The sequence below is a fragment of the Bradyrhizobium diazoefficiens genome, assembly GCF_016616885.1.
Taxonomy (GTDB): domain Bacteria; phylum Pseudomonadota; class Alphaproteobacteria; order Rhizobiales; family Xanthobacteraceae; genus Bradyrhizobium; species Bradyrhizobium diazoefficiens_F.
On the sequence record NZ_CP067102.1, the window covers coordinates 1,887,387 to 1,907,112 of the forward strand.

The 19,726-nt window shown below is 57.4% G+C and carries 13 protein-coding genes and 1 pseudogene; 6 read left to right on the forward strand and 8 right to left on the reverse strand.

Annotation, left to right across the window (positions count from 1 at the left end; translation table 11 throughout):
* Positions 1-423 precede the first annotated feature (423 nt).
* The 5 genes from JJC00_RS08675 to JJC00_RS08695 all read left to right on the forward strand — a co-directional run bounded on the left by JJC00_RS08675 (position 424) and on the right by JJC00_RS08695 (position 7,528).
* Positions 424-1,812 (forward strand): LLM class flavin-dependent oxidoreductase, encoded by a 1,389-nt coding sequence (locus tag JJC00_RS08675; RefSeq protein ID WP_200472188.1) that lies wholly within the window; start codon positions 424-426, stop codon positions 1,810-1,812.
* 1,393 nt (positions 1,813-3,205) lie between these two features.
* Complete coding sequence (locus tag JJC00_RS08680) at positions 3,206-3,823, forward strand: nitroreductase family protein (RefSeq protein WP_200472189.1); 618 nt, start codon at positions 3,206-3,208, stop codon at positions 3,821-3,823.
* A gap of 386 nt (positions 3,824-4,209) precedes the next feature.
* Positions 4,210-4,815, forward strand: coding sequence for a CDP-alcohol phosphatidyltransferase family protein (locus JJC00_RS08685; protein WP_200472190.1), 606 nt, complete (start codon positions 4,210-4,212; stop codon positions 4,813-4,815).
* Entirely contained in the window at positions 4,815-6,377 is a 1,563-nt protein-coding gene (locus JJC00_RS08690) for a hypothetical protein (RefSeq protein WP_200472191.1), read from the forward strand. Before JJC00_RS08685 ends, JJC00_RS08690 begins: the two co-directional genes overlap by 1 nt.
* A gap of 50 nt (positions 6,378-6,427) precedes the next feature.
* Positions 6,428-7,528 (forward strand): thiamine pyrophosphate-dependent enzyme, encoded by a 1,101-nt coding sequence (locus tag JJC00_RS08695; RefSeq protein ID WP_200472192.1) that lies wholly within the window; start codon positions 6,428-6,430, stop codon positions 7,526-7,528.
* A gap of 615 nt (positions 7,529-8,143) precedes the next feature.
* On the opposite strand, the gene JJC00_RS08700 is transcribed toward JJC00_RS08695, so the two are convergent.
* Together JJC00_RS08700 and JJC00_RS08705 are read right to left on the reverse strand one after the other, a co-directional pair.
* A complete protein-coding gene (locus tag JJC00_RS08700; protein ID WP_200472193.1) occupies positions 8,144-8,869 on the reverse strand; it encodes a GntR family transcriptional regulator in 726 nt (241 codons plus the stop codon).
* An 814-nt stretch (positions 8,870-9,683) separates the two neighbouring features.
* On the reverse strand, positions 9,684-10,925 hold the full coding sequence (locus JJC00_RS08705) for a cytochrome P450 (RefSeq protein ID WP_200472194.1): 1,242 nt from the start codon (positions 10,923-10,925) through the stop codon (positions 9,684-9,686).
* Positions 10,926-11,361: 436 nt separating this feature from the next.
* On the opposite strand from JJC00_RS08705, the pseudogene JJC00_RS08710 reads away from it, so the two are divergent.
* A pseudogene (locus JJC00_RS08710) lies at positions 11,362-11,592 on the forward strand (IS110 family transposase); the annotation flags it as partial.
* 136 nt (positions 11,593-11,728) lie between these two features.
* Here the strand turns inward: JJC00_RS08710 and JJC00_RS08715 are convergent.
* From JJC00_RS08715 to JJC00_RS08740, 6 genes are all read right to left on the reverse strand, one after another.
* Positions 11,729-12,460 (reverse strand): HAD family hydrolase, encoded by a 732-nt coding sequence (locus tag JJC00_RS08715; RefSeq protein ID WP_200472195.1) that lies wholly within the window; start codon positions 12,458-12,460, stop codon positions 11,729-11,731.
* Positions 12,457-13,230 carry a phosphoribosylaminoimidazolesuccinocarboxamide synthase gene (locus JJC00_RS08720; protein ID WP_200472196.1) on the reverse strand — a complete coding sequence of 258 codons (774 nt, stop codon included), beginning with the start codon at positions 13,228-13,230 and terminating at the stop codon, positions 12,457-12,459. The genes JJC00_RS08715 and JJC00_RS08720 overlap by 4 nt, the downstream gene beginning before the upstream one ends.
* 447 nt (positions 13,231-13,677) lie before the next feature.
* The gene (locus JJC00_RS08725; protein ID WP_200474048.1) at positions 13,678-15,198 is read right to left on the reverse strand and encodes a class I adenylate-forming enzyme family protein; all 1,521 of its coding nucleotides are present in this window, start codon (positions 15,196-15,198) and stop codon (positions 13,678-13,680) included.
* 457 nt (positions 15,199-15,655) lie between these two features.
* Positions 15,656-17,263: an acyl-CoA carboxylase subunit beta gene (locus JJC00_RS08730; protein ID WP_200472197.1), complete on the reverse strand. Its 1,608-nt coding sequence runs from the start codon at positions 17,261-17,263 to the stop codon at positions 15,656-15,658.
* A 1-nt stretch (position 17,264) separates the two neighbouring features.
* Complete coding sequence (locus JJC00_RS08735) at positions 17,265-17,768, reverse strand: acetyl-CoA carboxylase biotin carboxyl carrier protein subunit (protein WP_200472198.1); 504 nt, start codon at positions 17,766-17,768, stop codon at positions 17,265-17,267.
* A 1-nt stretch (position 17,769) separates the two neighbouring features.
* The gene (locus JJC00_RS08740; protein WP_200472199.1) at positions 17,770-19,245 is read right to left on the reverse strand and encodes an acetyl-CoA carboxylase biotin carboxylase subunit; all 1,476 of its coding nucleotides are present in this window, start codon (positions 19,243-19,245) and stop codon (positions 17,770-17,772) included.
* Positions 19,246-19,726: the final 481 nt, after the last annotated feature.

A 19,726-nucleotide genomic window follows, 5' to 3' on the forward strand; every position in this document is an offset into this window, starting at 1 on the left:
GCGTGAGGCTGGTGTGAAGCATTCTAGTTCGCCAGCTTCGCAATAAACGAGACGAATAGAGAGTTGCTTGCTCCGGTTCCGATCGCGTTTGTGAGATCCTCAACATGAGGCACGAACCGCGACGTCACGTCTCCAAATTTTGGCGGACCCATCTCCCCAATGCTCAAAAGTGAGCCTGCTTTAAATCTAAGAATCTCCTCCACCAAAGCCGTGACCTTCTGCCTATCACTGTTTTGGCCGCGATGGCGATGTAGCAATCTACGTCCCCAGTCAACCACCAATACTAGCAATTGCTTTGAAGAGCAGCAGGGGGTCACCTATCAGCTGATGAACATTGGACCTCGCCAAGCGCCAAACAAGCGGGCAGCTGCGGCATCAAGCGACGAGTTGGCGAGCGTAGTGCAATTTAAAGAGAGATAGGGCATGCAGCGCAATGATGAAATGAAGCTTGGACTGTACCTCGTTCAGGCGGGATATCACGCAGGTGCATGGCGCGATCCGAGCGTGCCCGCGCATTGCGGAGTTGATATCGACTTTTATGCTCAAATGGCAGCCCTTGCCGAAGGGGCAGCATTTCACTTCGTGTTTCGCGCCGACAGTCCAAGCGTCGCAGATCAAGATCACACGACCATAGCTCGTCTAAGCCGGAACGACGGTTTCGAGCCAATCACGCAGTTATCAACGCTCTCGGCGAAAACACAACGAATCGGCCTCGTCGCAACAGCGACGACGACGTACCACCAACCCTATCACCTTGCACGCATGTTCGCTTCCCTTGACCATCTGTCACGAGGACGAGCAGCCTGGAACATTGTCACCTCGGAGCAGAAATTCGAAGCCCCAAATTTCGGCGATGAGGAACTTCCAGATCATGACACGCGCTATGCTCGAGCGAGAGAGTTCGTAGAAATTGCCAAGGGACTCTGGGATACGTGGGAAGATGATGCTTTCGTCCGCGACAAGCAAAGTGGTATTTACGCTGACACCACGAAGCTACACTTGCTTAACTACCGAGGGGACTATTTGTCAGTAAGAGGCCCATTGAACATCGCGAGGTCGCCACAAGGATATCCCGCGTTGATTCAGGCTGGGGCATCCGATGCCGGGATACGGTTCGCTGCGGAGGTTGCAGAAGTTGTATTTACCGCTCAGCCAGTCTTAGAAGATGGTAAACGATACTATGCGGCTCTCAAAGAGAAAGCGCGCGCATTTGGGCGGGAGGATGATCAGGTGCTAATCATGCCTGGAATCGTCCCGATCGTTGGAAGGACCAAGCAAGAAGCAGCTGAGAAGCTTGAAAAACTACAGTCATATACGCACATCGACGTCCAAATTGGAGTGGCCGATCGTTTGCTAGGATTTGTCACCGACCTGCGTTCAATGGATCTCGACTCATTGGTCCCAGAGACTTTACCGCAGACCAATTTTACCCAAAGTCGTCAGAAGGTGCTTCTCGACCTGGCCGTACGCCAGAAATTCACGTGGAGACAACTGGTCCGTTCAATATCAGATAGCTGGGGCCATCTGATGGTTGTCGGAACACCGGACGAAATTTCCGACACCATGGTGACGACATTTGATGAACATGCGGCTGACGGGTTCAACGTAATACCGGCGACGGTTCCCGGCGGACTCGACGATTTTGTTGAGCTCGTTGTTCCTGAATTGCGCCGGCGAGGCAAATTCAGATCCGCATACTCCGGACAGACACTGAGAGAGAATCTCGGTCTCAAGCGGCCACTCAATCAGTTCGCAAGCACGGATCGCCAGTCGTCCGTTGTTTCGTCCCAAGCATGCACTCAACCCCATTGATCTGGCCTCGCAACGGAGTCCCCGGCTCTGCTGGAGGGGCAGCCGAAGTTTCACGTTTCAGGCAGTCCCCGGGGAAGTGGTTCATCCAGGAACTGCGCGGAAGAAGCGCTGGAGTGAGGAGGGGCCTCTGATGGCAGGTAATGCTCGCATAATGATATCGATTCCTCCGAAGTACGCGGTTTGCATGTGATGGCCCACTTCCGTGACAAAGCTATCCACCTAGCCCGTGTTTCGGAAGCGCCTTCAAAGGGCAAAACTTCCGGGTCGCAGTATCCTTTGTTCTGTAACCCCTGTGAGCTCCCATTTCTTCAGTGATCAGCGCGCGCGGCCATAGCGGATCGGAATGTCGGCCTAGGCGTTGCGCGGGAATTCCTAGGTCTTGCGGCCCCTCTTTGGTACCAAGCAGTGGACGCTCTCGATTGTCGAGGTGGTGCAGCGAGATGGGCAAGACCAAGCCGTAACGTATGTCGCTGATGTGGAGCGGCCTGTCCGGACCGATAGTCGCGGCCGCATGGCGGCATAAAATTCATGGCACCAAGGCCGCCGATCAAACTCGCCTTTCGGCTCGCGGGCATGGACGGGCATGGGTCGATTTGGCTTGGAAGGAACGCTACTGATATCGGGGTGGCCGACGGCCGAAACAACAGCGAACTGCGGCGCGCCCGATGGTCAAAATGCGGTTACGTCGGCAGCGAGTAGCGGACATGTCCAGTTAGGCGGAATCATCGACCGGACCAGCCGCGATCGTGTTGATCTAGCTTGTGCATGGGAAGTCTCCTAGCCGACGCGATGCTCCCGCAGCCAAGGATCAATCCCCCGAGCGGGATGGCGGCTGCCGTCGTCAATGCTTCAGTGATGATGGACGGCGGCTCCGGCTCATGAGCGATCCGTACGCTGAGCTCGCGGGGCCGCCTTACGCTTCCAGGGGAAAAGGTTGTGCAACTGGTTGCTCTTGGGTTTGACCAGAAAGGATTGCTCCAGCACATCGGCCAAATGGGCCCGCGGATCGCGTTCGTCGATCTTTGCCATAGTAATCAGCAACGCAACAATTGTCCGGCCCGCTACGGCATATCGCGACGTGCCCGCGAGAAAAATGCCTGCCGCCGGGACTGGTGGTCATGCGAGCGCATGGGCACTCGATAAAGCGGATCTTTGGAATCGCGGATGTCAGTGTGTCGAACTGCCTTTTTAAAGAATCGTGTCGCGTTTGCTTGTTTTGCTACGGATTATGCAGATGAAATCGACTTTGAATGGCAAACAATTTGCATAGCGTCTAGCGCCGGCCGGGAAATCGTCGTGGCCCCTAGTCCCTGATATTGACGGTTCGGGCAGCCTGACTATTTCGATTGACGCCACAGGTTCGCGGAGGCCGAGAACCAAAAAGGAGACAACATTGACTGTTCAAAAGCTTTCCAATGGCCGTGCGCCAGATTACCCAGCGGATCTGATATTCGTCAGCCGCTGGTCGCCGCGCGGGTTTGCCGAGGATCAGATTCCAGAAGGAGTTCTGAACACCTTCTTCGAAGCCGCACGGTGGGCGCCGTCCGCTTTTAATTCTCAGCCATGGCGATTTCTGTATGCCTTGCGCGGCCACTCAGAGTTCGAACGGTTTCTTAGCCCTCTTATTGAGTTCAATCAGTGTTGGGCGCGACAGGCGGCGGCGCTGATTTATCTGCTGTCGAGAAAGGAATTTACCGCGCCTGGGAAGACCAGGCCGCAATTCTCGCGCACGCATTCCTTCGACAGTGGCGCCGCATGGGCCAATTTTGCCAACCAAGCCACGGCCGCTGGTTGGGCCGCACACGGCATGAGTGGATTTGACGTGGTGAAGGCGCACACTGAGCTCAAGGTGCCCGAGGGGTTTGCGGTCGAGATCGCAATCGCCGTTGGGCGCAAGGGCGACGGCGCACAGCTGCCGCCAGGCCTATTGCAGCGTGAACAACCGAGCGGCCGTTCACCAGTAGATGACTTTGTCGCCCGCGGTTTGTTTCCCGATCGCTTCAGCAACTAAGGGGTGGTCTCTAAATTGACACGCGCGGGGGACGCCCTGGAAGCCTCGAACCGTCAGAGCAATTGCAATCAAGCTCCAGGCAACAACTAGAGTTAGTAGTTTACGGAATTGTCAGATCGCGTCAACTTTGAGTTTGACAAAGGTCCGCAAGCTTCCCAACAGCAGAGAGTTTGGTGGTGCACTTTACGATGACCTCCACGCTTGGCGCTCGCAAAGGGCCTCATCCCCTCAAGGCGCATGAAGAGTTCAGCGGCCTTTGGGAGCCGAAGCCGCCGGCGAGGATGGCCGCGCCCCAACCGGTCTTGGTGCGGCCGCACATGTCTTCCAGCTGGCGAATTCGATCCATTCTACGCCATGCCATCAGCTCTTAGAGGATGGAGGAGGAGATGGTTCGTTACCTTATTGATCCAGCAAACGCGATCACTACGGTCGGGATTCTGCTTTCCACCATTGGCCTTCACTTTGCCGTGTTAGGGAGGCCGGAGCTCGCTGTCGCGATCGTACTCTGGGCGATGCTGGCGGATCAACTCGACGGCGTCGTCGCGAAGCATACGCCTAATCGATCAGGCGATTTCGCCAAGATGGGCAAAAGCCTTGACGGCTTTGCAGACCTACTCTATGGCGCCGCGTTTCCGGCGGTAATTGTGCTTAAGGCGAGCGCATCCTACCTGTCCTTATTCGCCGCCGTGGGAGTACTAATCTCGGGCACGGTTCGGCTTAGCTATTTCAACAACTTTGGCCTTTCCAAGGACGAGTGCTTTATGGGCGTTCCGTTGTCTTATGACGTTCCATTGCTTGCAGTGCTGTTTCTGGTTCGGCCATGGCTCGAAGTGGGAGCTTTTGCAATTATCCTCAACGTGAGCCTTCTTCTCCTTTCAGCACTACACGTAGCGCCGATCCGCGTGCCGGCCCCGAACAAAGTCATGTACGCGTTCATTGCGCTTTTCAGTATTGCCGCGTCGGTGGCGCTTGTCAGATGGGGGGAGACTTGATGACGTCTCTTACTCCAACGGATAGACCGCGCACGAATCGCCAGCTTGCTCGGCAGCCAGGTTGGATTTATCGGGAGCTCGGGGTCGAGCCGATCATCAATTGCGCCGGCGTGCGCACTAATTATGGCGGGAGCAATCCGGGGCCAGACGTAGTGCTTGCGATGGGGGCTGCAAGCGAAGCGTTTGTCGACATGGACGAACTGATGGCAGGCGTGGGGCAGCGTCTTGCAGAACTTACCGGGGCCGAGTGGGGTATAGTGACCTCGGGCAGCGCGGCCGGCCTGGCTCTCGCAACCGCCGCCTGTATAACGGGGAATAATCCACAGCTGATGCTTGCGTTGCCCTGGCACCTCGGGCCCCAGCCCTGTGTCATCATGCCTGTCGGCCATCGCTTCGCCTATGACCACGCTATCCGCATGACAGGGACTCGGATCGTTACCGTCTCGACGCTTGATGAGCTGATGAGGACCCTTGACGCTGGGGCTGCAATGGCATGCACCTTGGGGCGCAAGGATTTGGGCGAACTCGGTTCTTTCGAGCAGTTCGCGACCCTATGTCGCCAGTCAGCTGTTCCGGTGCTCGTGGACGCAGCAGCCCAGGCTCCGGCCTCGCCTGACCCATGGCTGTCGCGAGGAGCTGATCTCGTCGTGTATGCTGGCGGCAAATACGTCCGCGGCCCTCAATCGACAGGTTTCCTTCTCGGCAACAAGGCGCTTACACATTCGGCATGGCTCCATGCGGCGCCCCATCAGGCTTGGGGACGCCCGATGAAGGTTGGGAAAGAAGAAATAATTGGCGCAGTTTCGGCTCTTGATCGGTGGCTCAGCCGTGACAACACCTACGATCAGAATCAATGGTCAAACCGTTTGCATGCGATTGCATGGCACCTTCGAGATTTGCCTGGAGTCGCGTCAGATATATCGCCCGGGACCGCGGAAACAGTCGTCCCTCGGTTGCGGATCTCATGGAAGGCCGATGCGTATCCTATAAACAGCGAGGACATTCGCCAAGGGTTGCTTCATCACAAGCCGCGAATAATGATTCATGATTTTTGGGCAACTCAGAATTCCATCACAATAGATCCATTCAATTTGTCCAAACACGAAGCGTCACTGGTTGGGGAGGTTCTCTCGGCTGTGCTTGGACGAGCACGAACACGCGCCACGCGCTCATCGTCCGCCGCTGCTCCATCCATCGACACGACCGGCGAATGGCGGGTCCTCATAGACTTTCTCCACGGTAATGCCGAACATTGCCTTTGCCTCACGCAACAAGGCGGTGAAATCCGAGGGAGTCATTCGGCGCTCGGGTCGCTTGGCGACATAATCGGAACCGTAGAGAAAAATCGAGTTAACGCGATCTCTCGTCATTCGACAACGCCTATGGCGACATACTACCGGTTTGAAGGAGCGGTCGCTGGCGACAGTATGTCCGGTACCTTGCAACTCGGCGCAGCTGCTGACGAGCATCTTGGACCTGTGTTTCAGTCGCAATTCGGCGCCGGGAAGTGGCGTGCCGTACGAGCCAACACGCCGGTGCGATCCTCAGGAGTAAATCCGTAGTGGGAATCCCGGCAAGTGAATTTGCATCGATGCTGTTTCGAGTTGGGATCGTGGCAGTCGCCGGTGTTCCGTGTTCCCTGCTGAGGCACGCAATTAAAGCCTTACAGCAGCATCCGCGATTGGCCTACGTGGCAGCGCCAAACGAGGGGCCCGCGCTAGGGATCGCATGCGGGCACGAACTGGCCGGTCGAAAAGCAGCCGCAATTATTCAGGATTCCGGCTTCGGGAATCTCGTTAATCCCTTAACTTCACTTGCCTTAACATATGGGCTGGCTCCCTTAATCATTGTTAGCCGCCACGACGCACGTACCGACGAGTTGCAGCACCGTGCTATGGCTGAGCTCGTAGATGTCATCATCGATCATCTTAAGCTTCCGCATATTAAGATTACAGCCGAGACTGTGGATTTCAGTGTTCTCGCAGATGATTTGCTTGCCGCTCGATCAGACGGCCGCCCAATAGTGCTCAGTGTCGCGCGTGGAGCCATAACGGGCTCGGATAGGCCGCGACGGCTCGGGGTGCGAGATCGCTCTTTGACTCGGTCGCGCGCGCTCGACGTCCTGCGTGAACAAGTACAAGATCACGTGCCCATCATTGCTACGACTGGATTCATCGCCCGCGAACTTCGCCGGATCAGGGATCGCGGGCGAAATTTCTATATGCTAGGATCAATGGGGCATGCCGCCGCCATCGCGCTGGGGTTTGCACAAGGAGATTCGACGAGCATCGTTCTCGACGGCGATGGGGCTGTTCTCATGCATCTCGGTCTCTTGGCGACCGCGGCGGCGGAAGGTGGACCGGGTCTCCTGCATGTCATCCTGGATAACGGAGTCTACGAGAGCACGGGTGCCCAAGCCACAGCTGCATCTACTGTCTCACTGAGGGATATCGGTGCGACCTGTGGCTACAAAACTGCCAGCGAGTGCGTCAGCGAGTGTGAGCTCCGCGTCACCCTCAATCATGTGTTGGTCCGGCCCGGACCGCATCTAGTCGTTGCAAAGATTCGGTCGGTCAGCCAGCCGACCCCCGAGACTATTTTCGTATACAAATCGGCAGAACAAATTCGGGATGAATTCGTCCGCTACAAGGCTATGGATCCGGTGTGCTCGCGCGCGTGCGATCAGCTTATGTCGCAGACGCCGTTCAGTTAATCATTTTTGGTGCTCTCGCATTTCGGTCCCGGCATACGAGGCGGCGCATCTCAGTCAGTAGCCCTGCTGGATAATTGGGCCATGTTTCACCCAAGGTGCAGCGCTCGACAGCCTGCGATCGTCGGGCGACTAAGGCCTATCAACGAAGTGCTGATCTTCTAGGGCGCCGAGCATCATTCAGCCGCCAGCCCTCGCGCGTATTGGAGTGCGGACACTGCCGCAATGTGCATACTGTGCATAGACCGCTACCGACGATAGATGCGCCGATCGGGGGTGTGCTGCAGCAAAAACGGCTGAACCGCGAGATCCTGCTCAAAGTGAGCTCGAGGATCTTTGCTTGTAGCCGAGCGAGAAAAAGCATCCTGGGATGCTATCCATCTCCGCGCCAGGTGCCCGGTTACGAACGCGGTTGAGCATCCCCGCGACACGAAAATAGAACTCTTGCGACGGACCCCTCGTAAGCGCGTAAGTCATCGCAGCTTCGCGCTCACTGTCCCGGCGTTGCGGCGCGATGGAATCTCATGTCCGCGCCCGAGGCGCGATACATTGCCCACCGGATAAATCCAGCCGTGGCCGGGCCCGGTGGGCGTCAGCGCGTTTCCGGCACATAAGCGTCTACACTGTCAATCGCACACGCTCGCAGCTGAACACCGTAATTCCGTAGATGATTGGATAGTTGCTCTCATCGGCCTCCACGCGCTGACATTCAAAGATCGGCTGGCTCGGCAATTGTCGCAGCAGTCGAGCCTCTGCCGCCGTGGGTAGTCGGCCGATGATTGAGGTGCTGACGCGTTGATAGTCGGAGATCCCGACCCGGGTGAGCGCCTCCGTCACCGATTGGCTGACTTTCAGCACCTTATCAAAGCCCTCAAAGCGCGGCAGCGGGAAGTAGTGTCTGTCGTGTTTGACCACTTGCCCATTCGCATATCCCAAGATCTCCATGAACATAGTGGATCCGCCGCGCGGCAACTGTAGGAAGTCGCGCACGTCATCATCGGGATCTACGATCTCGATCCTTAGGATCTCTTGAACCTTCGTGATGTTGTCGCCGATGAGAACATCAGTGAATCGCGCGCGGCGGCCAATGTTGTAGGACACGAGATAAGCATCGTGCACGAACGTGCCGCGTCCCTGCTCGATACGGATGATGCCGCTCGTTTGTAGAGCACTCAGCGCGCGTCGCACCGCGTAGCGCGTCGCCCCAAATTTGCGCATCAGTTCGACTTCGGTCGGCAGTTGGCTTCCGACGCCGAACTCATTGTTGTCAATGGCCGTTCGAAGATCTGACTCGATGCCCCGCCAGCTTGGGACAGCTCTGTTGGCCATCTCGCTCTCGGTCATCGAGCCTTCCGCAAGAAAGTTCTACGGTTCGAAGTTGGTCTTGTTAGAGCACCGTCACAAAAGTTAAATGCTGCGAACGAATCTGCAAACCTACCTTTTTGAGGAGTTGATCGAGCTCGGGCTTCAATCGTCGGGATATGTTTGGGATCGGGCCTTCCAAGTGTTGTTGTGGCGCTTGCGGCCAATCGCGCCTTCCCCCACATCAGCGCGGGCCGAGGGGCGAGCTGTCAATGGCTCCCAAATTTGGCGTGGCACTTTCGATGATTGTTTCAGATCCCTTGGGCGCCATGCTGAGGGCTTGGTCGAAGAGACATCCCGCTCAAAGGAGCCACCACGAAGGCTGGCGCGTACTGTCGATGGCTTGCCATGCGCTGAAGCCGAGCAGCCAGCAAAGTTGATTGCCCTGGTATCGAACTGGATAGGCATCGCACCGGCATTCGTCGTAAAGTCTTGGTACTTGGCGCGACCTCGATGGCATGGCCGCAAGGCCGCCAAAGACTGCTGGCCGGCGAAGCCGACGCGGCGAGCGAAGACGCCGAAGGCCACGGCTGCTTCCAACGGGCCGGCGAAGGCTGCGTGGAAGGTCCAGCTTGGATTGGCGTGCAGGGTCGGGTTCTGCCGGCGATCGGTATGAGGACGTCGCGCGGATCGCTGAAGGCATAGAAGCTGAAATCAGTTAGGCCGGCGATACTCGACCGCTCTGCTGAAGCGGACGGACTGGACTATCACCTCAGTTTGGGCGAGCACCCCCGGACCCGCTCACGGTTGCAAGCTCCGAGTCATCTCAGATCGATCCCAAGGGCAAGCCTGCTCCCTAAGCGACCATCTGCACTGGGAGGGCGGAGAAACCGTGCACGAAGTTCGATGCGACGCGTTCCGGATCGCCGACGACCTTGATGTCGAGGCGCCTATTCAGCATTTCCTCCCAAAGGATCTTCAGCTGCAGTTCCGCAAGGTGTCTTCCGACACAGCGATGGATACCGAACCCGAATGAGAGATGTTGCCGTGGGTTCTTCCGATCGATGATGAAGCTGTCAGCCTGGTCGATGACCTCATCGTCCCGGTTCCCGGAAATATACCACATGACGACCTTATCGCCTCGTCTGATTTGCTTGTTACGTATCACGATATCGACCACGGCGGTGCGACGCATGTGTGCGATCGGCGTCTGGTACCGTATGATCTCGGAGACGGCGCTCGACACTAGCCGAGGAGTCTCGCGTAGCTTCCGGAGCTCGGACGGATTCTGGTCCATGAACAACACGCTTCCAGTCATTGAATTGCGCGTGGTATCGTTCCCGCCCACGATCAGCAGGATGAGGTTGCCCAGGAACTCGCGTGGCTCCATATCCCGAGTCGCTGGTGAGTGCGCCATCATCGAAATCAAATCTGCGCGGGGCTCGGCATTTTTGCGCTCGTTCCAAAATCTGGTGAAATAGTCCAAGCACCCGGACAGGACTGCCCGTCGCTTCTCCCAGGTGTCGATCTCGTGGCCAGTTCGCGGAGTTGTGGCGGCGACGTCCGACCAATAGGTCAGCAGCCGCCGATCCTCAAACGGAAAATCAAACAGCGTCGCCAACATTTGCGTCGTCAACTCGATCGAGACCTTGTCGACCCAGTCGAAGGTTTCATTGCGCGGCAAGCTGTCCAGAACAGCCTTGACTCGCCGACGGATCAAGCCCTCTAGCTTGGCCAGGTTCTCCGGCGCCACTATCGGACTGATCGTGTCGCGCTGCTCGCCATGTTTCGGAGGGCTCATCTTAATGAAACTCGGAGTCCAATACTCCTCCGGCAAATCGACGATCGTGACGCCTTGCTCTGACGAGAACACTCCGTGAGTCATCTCGACTGCAACGATGTCGTGGTATTTTGTTATGGACCAATACGGACCGTGGGGGCTATCTTGACAGTAGTGGATGGGATCTTCCTTTCGTAACCGCTCGAAGTAAGGCCAGATGCTGTCATCCTGAAAGCGCTTGACGTCGCTGACATCCAGATCACTCAGACCAACATCATATGCCCCCTCGCGCGCGTGACCTGCCAATATTTTATTCATGATCGCCCTCCGGCCTAAACCTCTCATCTTGCTTTCGTTCGTCTGGGCGAATGCCCAAGGTGGCTCTGAGAGCTTCCGACGATTTTCGAATGGACCGACCCATCATTTTCCGCCCGCTGCAGCCCTTTCGGTCGCGAGCGATTGATCAGTTTGAATGTCGAACATATCGCAAGCCGGAGCACAGCTCCCCTATCAGGATTGGGAGGTGCGTGAGCTTGCGTTCACTGCTAGAATCGTTCCTCGCACAACCGCTCAGCTGGTTGCGGCGTCATCGCGAGCTATCGCTGAATTCTGGTGCCGGATTGGGCCGGTCATGAGGCGGCGGCTGTGCGACTGACCTTGATCCCGTCCCTGAATGTCAGACTGAGAGCGAGTTTTGGCTAGTGATTGTGGCCATCGAGACGACACCAGCTTTTCTGCGCGACCGATCGATCTGCTGGCGTTCTTAGCCAGGCTCGCTCCGTGCTTGATCGGTATCGAGGCGTGCGCGACTGCGCACCATTGGGCGCGCGAATTGATCGCGCTCGGCCACCAGGTCCAGCTAGTGTCGCCGAGCTACGTCAAGGCCTACCTCTAGCGCGGCAAGAACGACGCGGCCGATGCAGAAGCAATCTGCGAGGCGGAGATGCGACCGAGCATGCGCTTCGTCCTGATGAGGAGCGAAGAGTATCACACCTACTCCCTCTTGGCAGTGGACTTCCGCCACCTACTCCTTGCCGGTTTCCCGGCGCACCAATCGTAGTGCTAGATCTGACGGTGGCGCATAGGCATCCGGAGTCACAAACGCTTTTTAGAAATGAAAATTAACGATACGCGCCCTTGCAGAGGAGCGAAATGATCTCGTCGAGCGTCGTCATGACAGTGACCGATTCGTCTTTTGGCAACGAGGCGTCGCGGCAAAACCAGACTGCTCGGCAGCCCGCGCCGCGTGCGCCTAGAACATCCGAGCGAAAGCTATCACCTACCATGATGACCCTGTCTGGCGCCTCACGAAAAAATTTTAGACAGGCTTCAAAGGCGGCTTGGCTGGGCTTGCGATAACCGCAATCGCCGCAGAACATGACAAGATCGCAGTTGCGGCTGATATTTGTATGCCGAGCGACCTCGGCTCGCCACAACCTGTGGCTCGTTCCCCAAGGTGTATTAGACAAGATCGCCGTCCGGTAGCCCATTCGGCGAACAGTAGCAATGACTTTCTCCGCTTGTGGCATGAGCTGGCCATTAGCAAAGATTCTTTTGCAGAGACGCAGCTCGAGTAGCCTTGCATCCGCGTCATCAATGTCGGGTGCCAGTACGCATCTGAACCGATCGGCGAAAGAAACCACACGACAGTCCTCACGCTCTCTGTTCAGCGCCTGCAACGTTGCGCTAGCGATGGATCTCGGCGCTGAGACAGTGGCCAAATCTATAAAGCTGGACGGATCGGTGAGGAAATCATGCAAGAACTCAATCTGTTCGGCCTCGGTCCGCAATGGATAGTCGCAAAGGGTGTTACCCCAATCAAAGATGATGGCTATAGGAGTGCTCGTCTTCATGGAAGCGCTTTCAGCCGATCGAGAAACGCTCGCCACTGGCGGAGAACAGTCTCTGGATCTTTGCCCTTACGCCAAAGGTCCTTATCTAGATCATTTGACGCGTGCTTGGCTCGCATGCAGTCTGGTGAAACCTCGCCAAATATCGCATCGCCTTCGGCGGTGATAAAAAAGCAGATATCGAGCAGTTCAATTTCGCACGATGCCAAGACTGTCGCCAGCGCCGTGAAGGCTCGCAAAGCCAAATGCCTGGCCGCATCCGTATCGATGAAGCGGTCCGCGAGCCAATTCGGCATGCATTCGTCCCGATGCGGTAGTGGGTTGCGCCAGTCGAAGCGGACATAGGGTTCGTGTCGCTGATCGGGTCGGAGGTATCCGCCATGACGCGTTGGGAAAGTCTCCAACCCGAGGTAAATATGTTTTGGTGTCCCGATGTAGGCGGCCTTCACGATGACCTCGATAGGCGGAGCCGCAACTCGCCGACTGATGTAATAGTCTTCACCAACGTGAACGATCGTGGAAGGCACACCCTCAGTCTCTAGCATCCGCCAAAGCCGCTCGCTGATGCGTAGACGTAACCAGTCGGTGCCCTCAACTGTGGCAGCGCGATTTGCGGAGTACGAAAACAACGTGGGCTTTAAACGCACGATGACGTTTTGATCATCGATAGCGCGGATCACCTTCGATTCGCCCTCTATCAGCAAAGGCAAATCTTCGAACATGGAGCGCCAGTGGTCCGGATCTGCAAACGCGGCTCGTTCGATAGGCTGCATTGGGATTTCCACCTATTCACTATGTTTCTGCGTAGAGGTACCTGTCCTGTCGTACGCGCGGGGCTTCGTGTTCGTACAGCCCGAGGGCATCACGACGAAGCCTGTGAGTGACCGCGACCGCGCCGCAACCGTCCGGACGTACCGCTGCATACCGCCTTGTTCCGATTACAAACGGGGTGGCCCAACGTAGGGTATTGTCAGGCGCTGGATCCGCCCCACATCACCGATTGCTTGGTGATGTCCTCCCAACACGCAAATGGCGTGCCGAACTGAAACTGGCGCTTCTGCAAGCCCTTGAACAAGTATCCTCAAGAGCCTTGAATCGTGCGTCGCGTCACGTTGCGCGAAATGTCTCAAAACCGACAATCGGCGCTGAATGATATCCGACAACATCAGTTGGACTGTAAGACGACGAGACGCAAAAGGCTTAGCCCAACTTCTGTTCACCTAGGGGCGTGATCCCGCTTGAATTGCTTTCAGGATAAAATGCTCGATCTTCCCCAACGCCGTTCGAGGCAAATCATCCGTGAAGATAATCTCGTGAGGCACTTTGAAGCGGGCGAGTTGCGACTGCACATGCGCCGTCAGCGCTTGTTGTTCAATCTGAGCCCCTGAACGCCGAATCACATAGGCGACCGGAACCTCGCCCCAACTCGGATCTGGCCGTCCGACGACCGCGCATTCCGCGACATCTGGGTGCTCCAGGAGTACACGCTCCACTTCCGCCGGATAGATGTTCTCTCCGCCGGAAATGATCAGATTTCGTTTTCGATCACAGACCCAAAAATATCCATCGGCATCACAACGCCCGATGTCGCCCGTGCGATACCAGCCGTCGCGCAGCACCTCGCGCGTTTCTTGTCGATTGCCCCAGTATTCGCAGAACACATTGGGTCCTCGGACCGCGATCTCGCCTGGGATCCCTGCCGGCAATCTGTCGCCAGCATCGTTGATGATTACCACCTCGCAGCATAGGCCGGGCAGGCCGGTCGATCCCTCACGGGCAAGATCGCCGCCGAGCTTTGTATAGATCGCAATGGGGCAGGTCTCCGTGGACCCATAAACCTGCAACGCCGAGATCCCACGCGCCGCGACACCTGCGATAGTCTGCTGCGGGACCATAGTTGAACCGGTAGAGATCGCCTTCAGCGAGGATAGGTCGGTCGTCGGCCACTGAGGATGATCGATCAGCGCTTGGATCATGGTAGGTACGAGCGCCGTTAACGTAGGTCGATCCCGGTCGAACGCAGCAAGTGTTGCGGCCGGCGTAAACCGCTTGTGCATCGTTATTGTCGCGCCGTGATGCAATGCTGGCGTGGTCTGAATGTTGAGGCCGCCGACGTGGAAGAGCGGCAACACGGTCAAGACGTGATCGGCTGAGGTGAGTCCGTGCATGTGCTGACTCATCATCCCGTTCCACAGTAATGCCTCCTGGCGCAGGACGGCACCTTTCGGCCGGCCCGTCGTGCCTGATGTGTAGACAATCACAAGCGGGCAGGACAGGCCAGCGTGGGCATTGCGGCCATCGCCCCGACCTCCTTCAAGCAGCTCATCCCATCCGCTTCCGCAACGCGGCGCGAAATCAAGACCGACGATGGCGGTCCAGGGCAGTCTCTCCGCTAAAGCTGATAGGATCGACTCAAAAGCGTGCTCGAGTACCAGCACTTTGGCGGCAGCGTCAGACAGGATGAAGAGCTGCTCGGTGACAGCCAACCGCCAGTTCAACGGCACGAGTATTGCGCCAAGCCGCGCGCAGGCATACAGCAGCACCAGATAGTCAGGCCGATTGAGGCTCAGGATCGCAACGCGATCACCTTTTTCGACGCCGAGCTGACTTTTGAGGGCGCGCGCCGCCAGTTCGATGCGCCTACTGAAGGCGTCGTAGCTCAAGATCGTGCCCTCGAAACGGATCGCCGCCTTGTCCGGAGCGAACGCCACGTTGCGCTCAATCAGTGTAAGGAGATCCATCATCAGTCACCCGCGGTTTCACTTGCGCCAGCTGCCGCCGGCGCGTTCGAATCTAGAGCCACTCACTCGTGGCGACGGAGATGGCAATCGCAATCAAATGGTGGATCGAACCTCGGTCGCTCGTCGTCGCAAGTGCGCCTAAGACCTCGTTCAGGCTTTTGATCTCGTGGCGACTTTAAGTAGACCGCGGCTTCTGCACTGGCAGCGTGACGAACTGAGGGGAGTGCAGTGTAGCTGTTGCGGCTTGCATGGTGCAGTATCGATCATCATCTCTTTCGAGCCTACAACCTGACGTCGCGTGAGTTTCAAGGCGTAAATGAACCCCCGGCGATTCGGTGTTCCCTTCAAGGCCCGCAAGCGGGCCAGCTGTTTCTGGCGATGGGATAGTTGACCTTTATGCTGACGGACATCTGGAGTAGGGCATCTCGCGCCCCGTGCGCGGCCTTCACTGCCACCGTCACATTCGGAATACGCCGTAATGCGGCGAAATGATTGGGCTGTTGAGCGAGGCACTCAGAACAATTGCAAGCGCATTTCTGGTATCGACGGGATCAAGGATGCCATCATCCCACAACTCGGATGTCGCATAGTACGCGCTCGACCGCTCGCGATATTCGTCCAGAATCGGCTGGCGAATGGCTGCCAACTCCTCCGTGGAGAGGTGCCCATTGTGCCGGGCCAGCTGTCTTGCCTTGACGTGTGTGAGGACGCCCGCTGCCTGCTCGGCGCCCATCGCCGAAATCTGAGACTGCGGCCAAGTAAACACAAAACGCGGATCGAAAGCCCGTCCCGCCATAGCGTAGGTTCCCGCTCCGTGGGAGGCGTTACAGACGATTGTGAATTTTGGCACAGATGCTCCGGAGACGGCCATGATCAGCTTTGCGGCGTCCTTGGTTATGCCACGCCTCTCGTAGTCGCGGCCGACCATGAAGCCGGTCGTATTCTGGAAGAAGAGGAGAGGCGTTCGAGACTTGTCGCACAATTGAATGAAGTGAGCGCCTTTCAGTGCGCTTTCGCTCATCAGCACACCGTTGTTTGCGAGAATGCCAATCTGATAGCCATGCAGACGCGCGAAGCCGCACACAAGGGTCTCGCCATAACGTGCCTTATGTTCGTGGAACCGGCTGCCATCAACCAGGCGGGCGATGATCTCCCGCATATCGAATTGCGTCCGGGAATCCCTCGGAAGAATGCCGTACAGTTCGGATGCACTATAGGCGGGAGGCTCCGGAGCGGCTCGGTTGATCGGGGCTTTTACAGGATCACTGAAGCGAGCGACGATATCTCGGGCAATTGCAATCGCATGCAGCTCCGAACTTGCAAGGTAGTCGCTCGTCCCCGATGCGCTGGTATGCATATGAGCGCCGCCAAGTTCTTCGGCAGAAATCTCTGCGCCGGTGGCAGCCTTGACGACCGGAGGACCGCCCAGAAAAATCGCTCCCGTGCCCTCAACGATGATGTTGTAGTCGCTAAGCGCCGGGACATATGCCCCGCCGGCACTGCAATGGCCCATGGCTATACCGACCTGCGGTACTCCCATCTTTGAGAGAATGGACTGATTGCGAAGGATCCGACCCGCGTGATAGCGATCTGCGAAGAACTCTGCCTGTAAGGGCAAGAAACCTCCGGCACAGTCACACAAGTGAACGACCGGTAGGCAATTCTCGATCGCGATGTCCAAGGCCCGCACGATCTTCTTGACCGATAGTGGATACCAGGCCCCGCCCTTGACGCTGGCGTCATCTGCGTGAATGACGACCTCTCGACCCGCGACAATGCCGATCCCGACGACCTGAGCGGCGCCGGGCACTTCACCGTCATAGACCTTGTTAGCCGCCAGCGTCGAAAGCTCGAGGAACGGCGTGTCTGGATCAAGCAAAGCCTCGATCCGATCACGCACAAACAGCTTGTTTTGCCGCTTGAGTCGCTCAAGATCCCGTACCGGACGCGCGAAGCGGGCGGCCTGCTGACGCTCCTCCAGTTCTTTTGCAAGTCGCCTGTTATGAAGTTCGTTGAGCCGATAGTCTTCTGACCTGACGTCCACCAGAGACGAGAGCTGCTGCATTTCAGGTCCGCTCCTCGAGGAGCGTAACCAGGACAGCATCCTGTTCAAAGCTCTCGCCTTGCTTGAAGTGAATACGGTCGACAATGCCGTCTTGTGGAGAACGTATGATGGTCTCCAACTTCATGCTCTCGATCGTCATCAGGGGCGTTCCAACAGAAACGGCCTGACCAGGCGAAACCCGGGTGACAATGACGACGCCCGGCATGGGCGCGCGAGCGACGGCTTGGCTTGTCTCCTGCTTCGACCTAGCAAGCGTTCGCAATGGGTCGCGGTAATGCAAACTGCGCGTTTCGCCATTGATGTGCACGTGAACGGTGTCGCCATCAATGGCGAACCTGACGGGTTGGCTTTCACCCGCAATGATAACAACACCGCAGCCGTCACCGCGATGGGAGAACGCGACCGGGGCAATCACCCTGTCATGCAAGCAGAGTCGGTAGTCCTCTCGGCATCGTGACAGCCATAGCTGGTATTCGACGCCATCGACCTCAAAACAGTGGTTCACGTTAGTTTCTCCAACTGCCCAGCGCCGCGTGGAGCTCGGACACGGCATCTGCCGATTCGCGGACCGGTCCGGTCAGGAGGGCGCCTGCTGCCAGGAAGGCCGATAAGTCGGCCCGGGGGTCACCTGCGGCGATATGCGGATGTTCCTCAAGATAGCCAGTGTGAATTTGTCCATGCAGAAATCCGTCGTCCGCGAGGATACGGGCAAGGAAGCTGGCGTTGGTTGTGCAACCGAGAAGCACCAAGTCCCGCATGGCGCGATGCGCCTTTTGCGCAGTCTCGATACGCGAGGGCGCATGCACGATGATCTTGGCGAGCAAGGGGTCGAATGCTGTCGTGATCTTCTGACCTCGCGAAAGGCCGCTGTCGATGCGGATACCCTCGCCGCCGGGATAGTCGAGCACAAGGACCTTACCTGTTGTTGGAGCGTATCCGCGCTCCGGCGCTTCGGCACACAACCTGGCTTCGATCGCGTGTCCGCTCGGCACAACGTCGGACTGCGCCAATCCAAGTGGGCGGCCCGCAGCGATGTGGATCTGTTCGGCAACAAGATCAACGCCCGTAATCATCTCGGTCACGGGATGCTCAACTTGCAAACGTGTATTCATTTCCAGAAAGTGGAACTCTCCTCCGCCAAGGAGGAATTCGACAGTGCCGGCACTGTGATAGTTGGCTGCACGCGCGATGCCGACGGCAGTATCGCAGATCCTTTGGCGCAACTCCGACGACAGCCCCGACGCGGGCGCCTCTTCGATGACCTTCTGAAACCGACGTTGGATCGAGCACTCGCGCTCGAACAGATGAGCAACGTTTCCGAAGGCGTCGCCGAGCACCTGGACTTCGATATGGCGCGGGTTTTCGATATGTCGTTCGACGTAAAGCCGGCCATCTCCGAAGTAGCGCTGCGCCTCGCTTCGCGCCTGCGCAATTGCGTCCTCCAGCACGCCGACGTCGCGCACAATCTGCATGCCTTTGCCGCCGCCGCTCACGGAAGGTTTTACCAGCAAAGGGGATCCCATGGCCCGGGCTCTGCGCACGAAGGTCGTTGGATCATCTTCCTCGATGGCGCAAGGAACGACTGGAAAGCCGTGTTGCTGAACGAAGTTGCGAGCTCGGATTTTGTCGCCCATCAGTTCGATGTTTTCGGGGCTAGGTCCGATGAAGGTGATGCCGGCGCTCGTAACGGCCCTGGCGAACTTCGCATTCTCCGACAGAAATCCATAACCTGGATGCAGTGCACCAGCGCTCGCCTGTCGGGCGGCGGCGATAATCTGCGGGATGTCGAGATAGGCAGCAATCGGCGTGGGTCCGTCGATCGCGATGGCTGCATCGGCCATAGAGACCGCAAGCGTGCGGGCATCAATGTCGTGGTGGACGATCGCAGAACGAAGCCCCAACTTGCGAAGGGTCTTGATGATACGAACGGCGATCTCTCCCCTGTTGGCGATCAGAACGGTATCAAAAGGGAGTTCATGCATTCTCGTACCTTCAGTTACTTGGTGTGCCCGACTACAGACGTTGAGCTCGGGCGCGGACGATCGTCCGGTCAGCCCAGCGTCACGTGTCACAACAGATAATCGGATCGGTCTAAGGCGGCGAAACGTTCACTTGCTGCAGCACGAATACGATCAAGCGAAACCAGCTGTCGCGCATACCTCATCTTGGGTTCCCATTTCCTGTGGCAGCATCCCGAACTGAGATGATCTGACGACATTGCACGCTCAGGCGCTGGATATTGGCTTTGAGGCAGGCCGCAACGGCGTCCTCATCAGGTATGTGGGCGCCGCAGAGGCGAAACGCATCCGGTGTGCACGCCTGTCGCGCCTCCACTGGGACCGGCCGATCTCGCGCACCTGCACTTCCGCAGCACAGAGCTGTCGTCATCCAAACGCCAAAAAGAGAAATTGTATAGCGATGCGCTCTGGGGCGCGACGAGCGGTTGGTGCGCTGCATGTGGTT

Bases quoted from the DNA above. Each gene is read 5' to 3' on its own strand.
- JJC00_RS08675 (WP_200472188.1), top strand. From the start codon at position 424: ATGCAGCGCAATGATGAAATGAAGCTTGGACTGTACCTCGTTCAGGCG.
- JJC00_RS08685 (WP_200472190.1), top strand. From the start codon at position 4,210: ATGGTTCGTTACCTTATTGATCCAGCAAACGCGATCACTACGGTCGGG.
- JJC00_RS08690 (WP_200472191.1), top strand. From the start codon at position 4,815: ATGACGTCTCTTACTCCAACGGATAGACCGCGCACGAATCGCCAGCTT.
- JJC00_RS08700 (WP_200472193.1), bottom strand. From the start codon at position 8,869: ATGACCGAGAGCGAGATGGCCAACAGAGCTGTCCCAAGCTGGCGGGGC.
- JJC00_RS08705 (WP_200472194.1), bottom strand. From the start codon at position 10,925: ATGAATAAAATATTGGCAGGTCACGCGCGCGAGGGGGCATATGATGTT.
- JJC00_RS08715 (WP_200472195.1), bottom strand. From the start codon at position 12,460: ATGAAGACGAGCACTCCTATAGCCATCATCTTTGATTGGGGTAACACC.
- JJC00_RS08720 (WP_200472196.1), bottom strand. From the start codon at position 13,230: ATGCAGCCTATCGAACGAGCCGCGTTTGCAGATCCGGACCACTGGCGC.
- JJC00_RS08725 (WP_200474048.1), bottom strand. From the start codon at position 15,198: ATGGATCTCCTTACACTGATTGAGCGCAACGTGGCGTTCGCTCCGGAC.
- JJC00_RS08730 (WP_200472197.1), bottom strand. From the start codon at position 17,263: ATGCAGCAGCTCTCGTCTCTGGTGGACGTCAGGTCAGAAGACTATCGG.
- JJC00_RS08740 (WP_200472199.1), bottom strand. From the start codon at position 19,245: ATGCATGAACTCCCTTTTGATACCGTTCTGATCGCCAACAGGGGAGAG.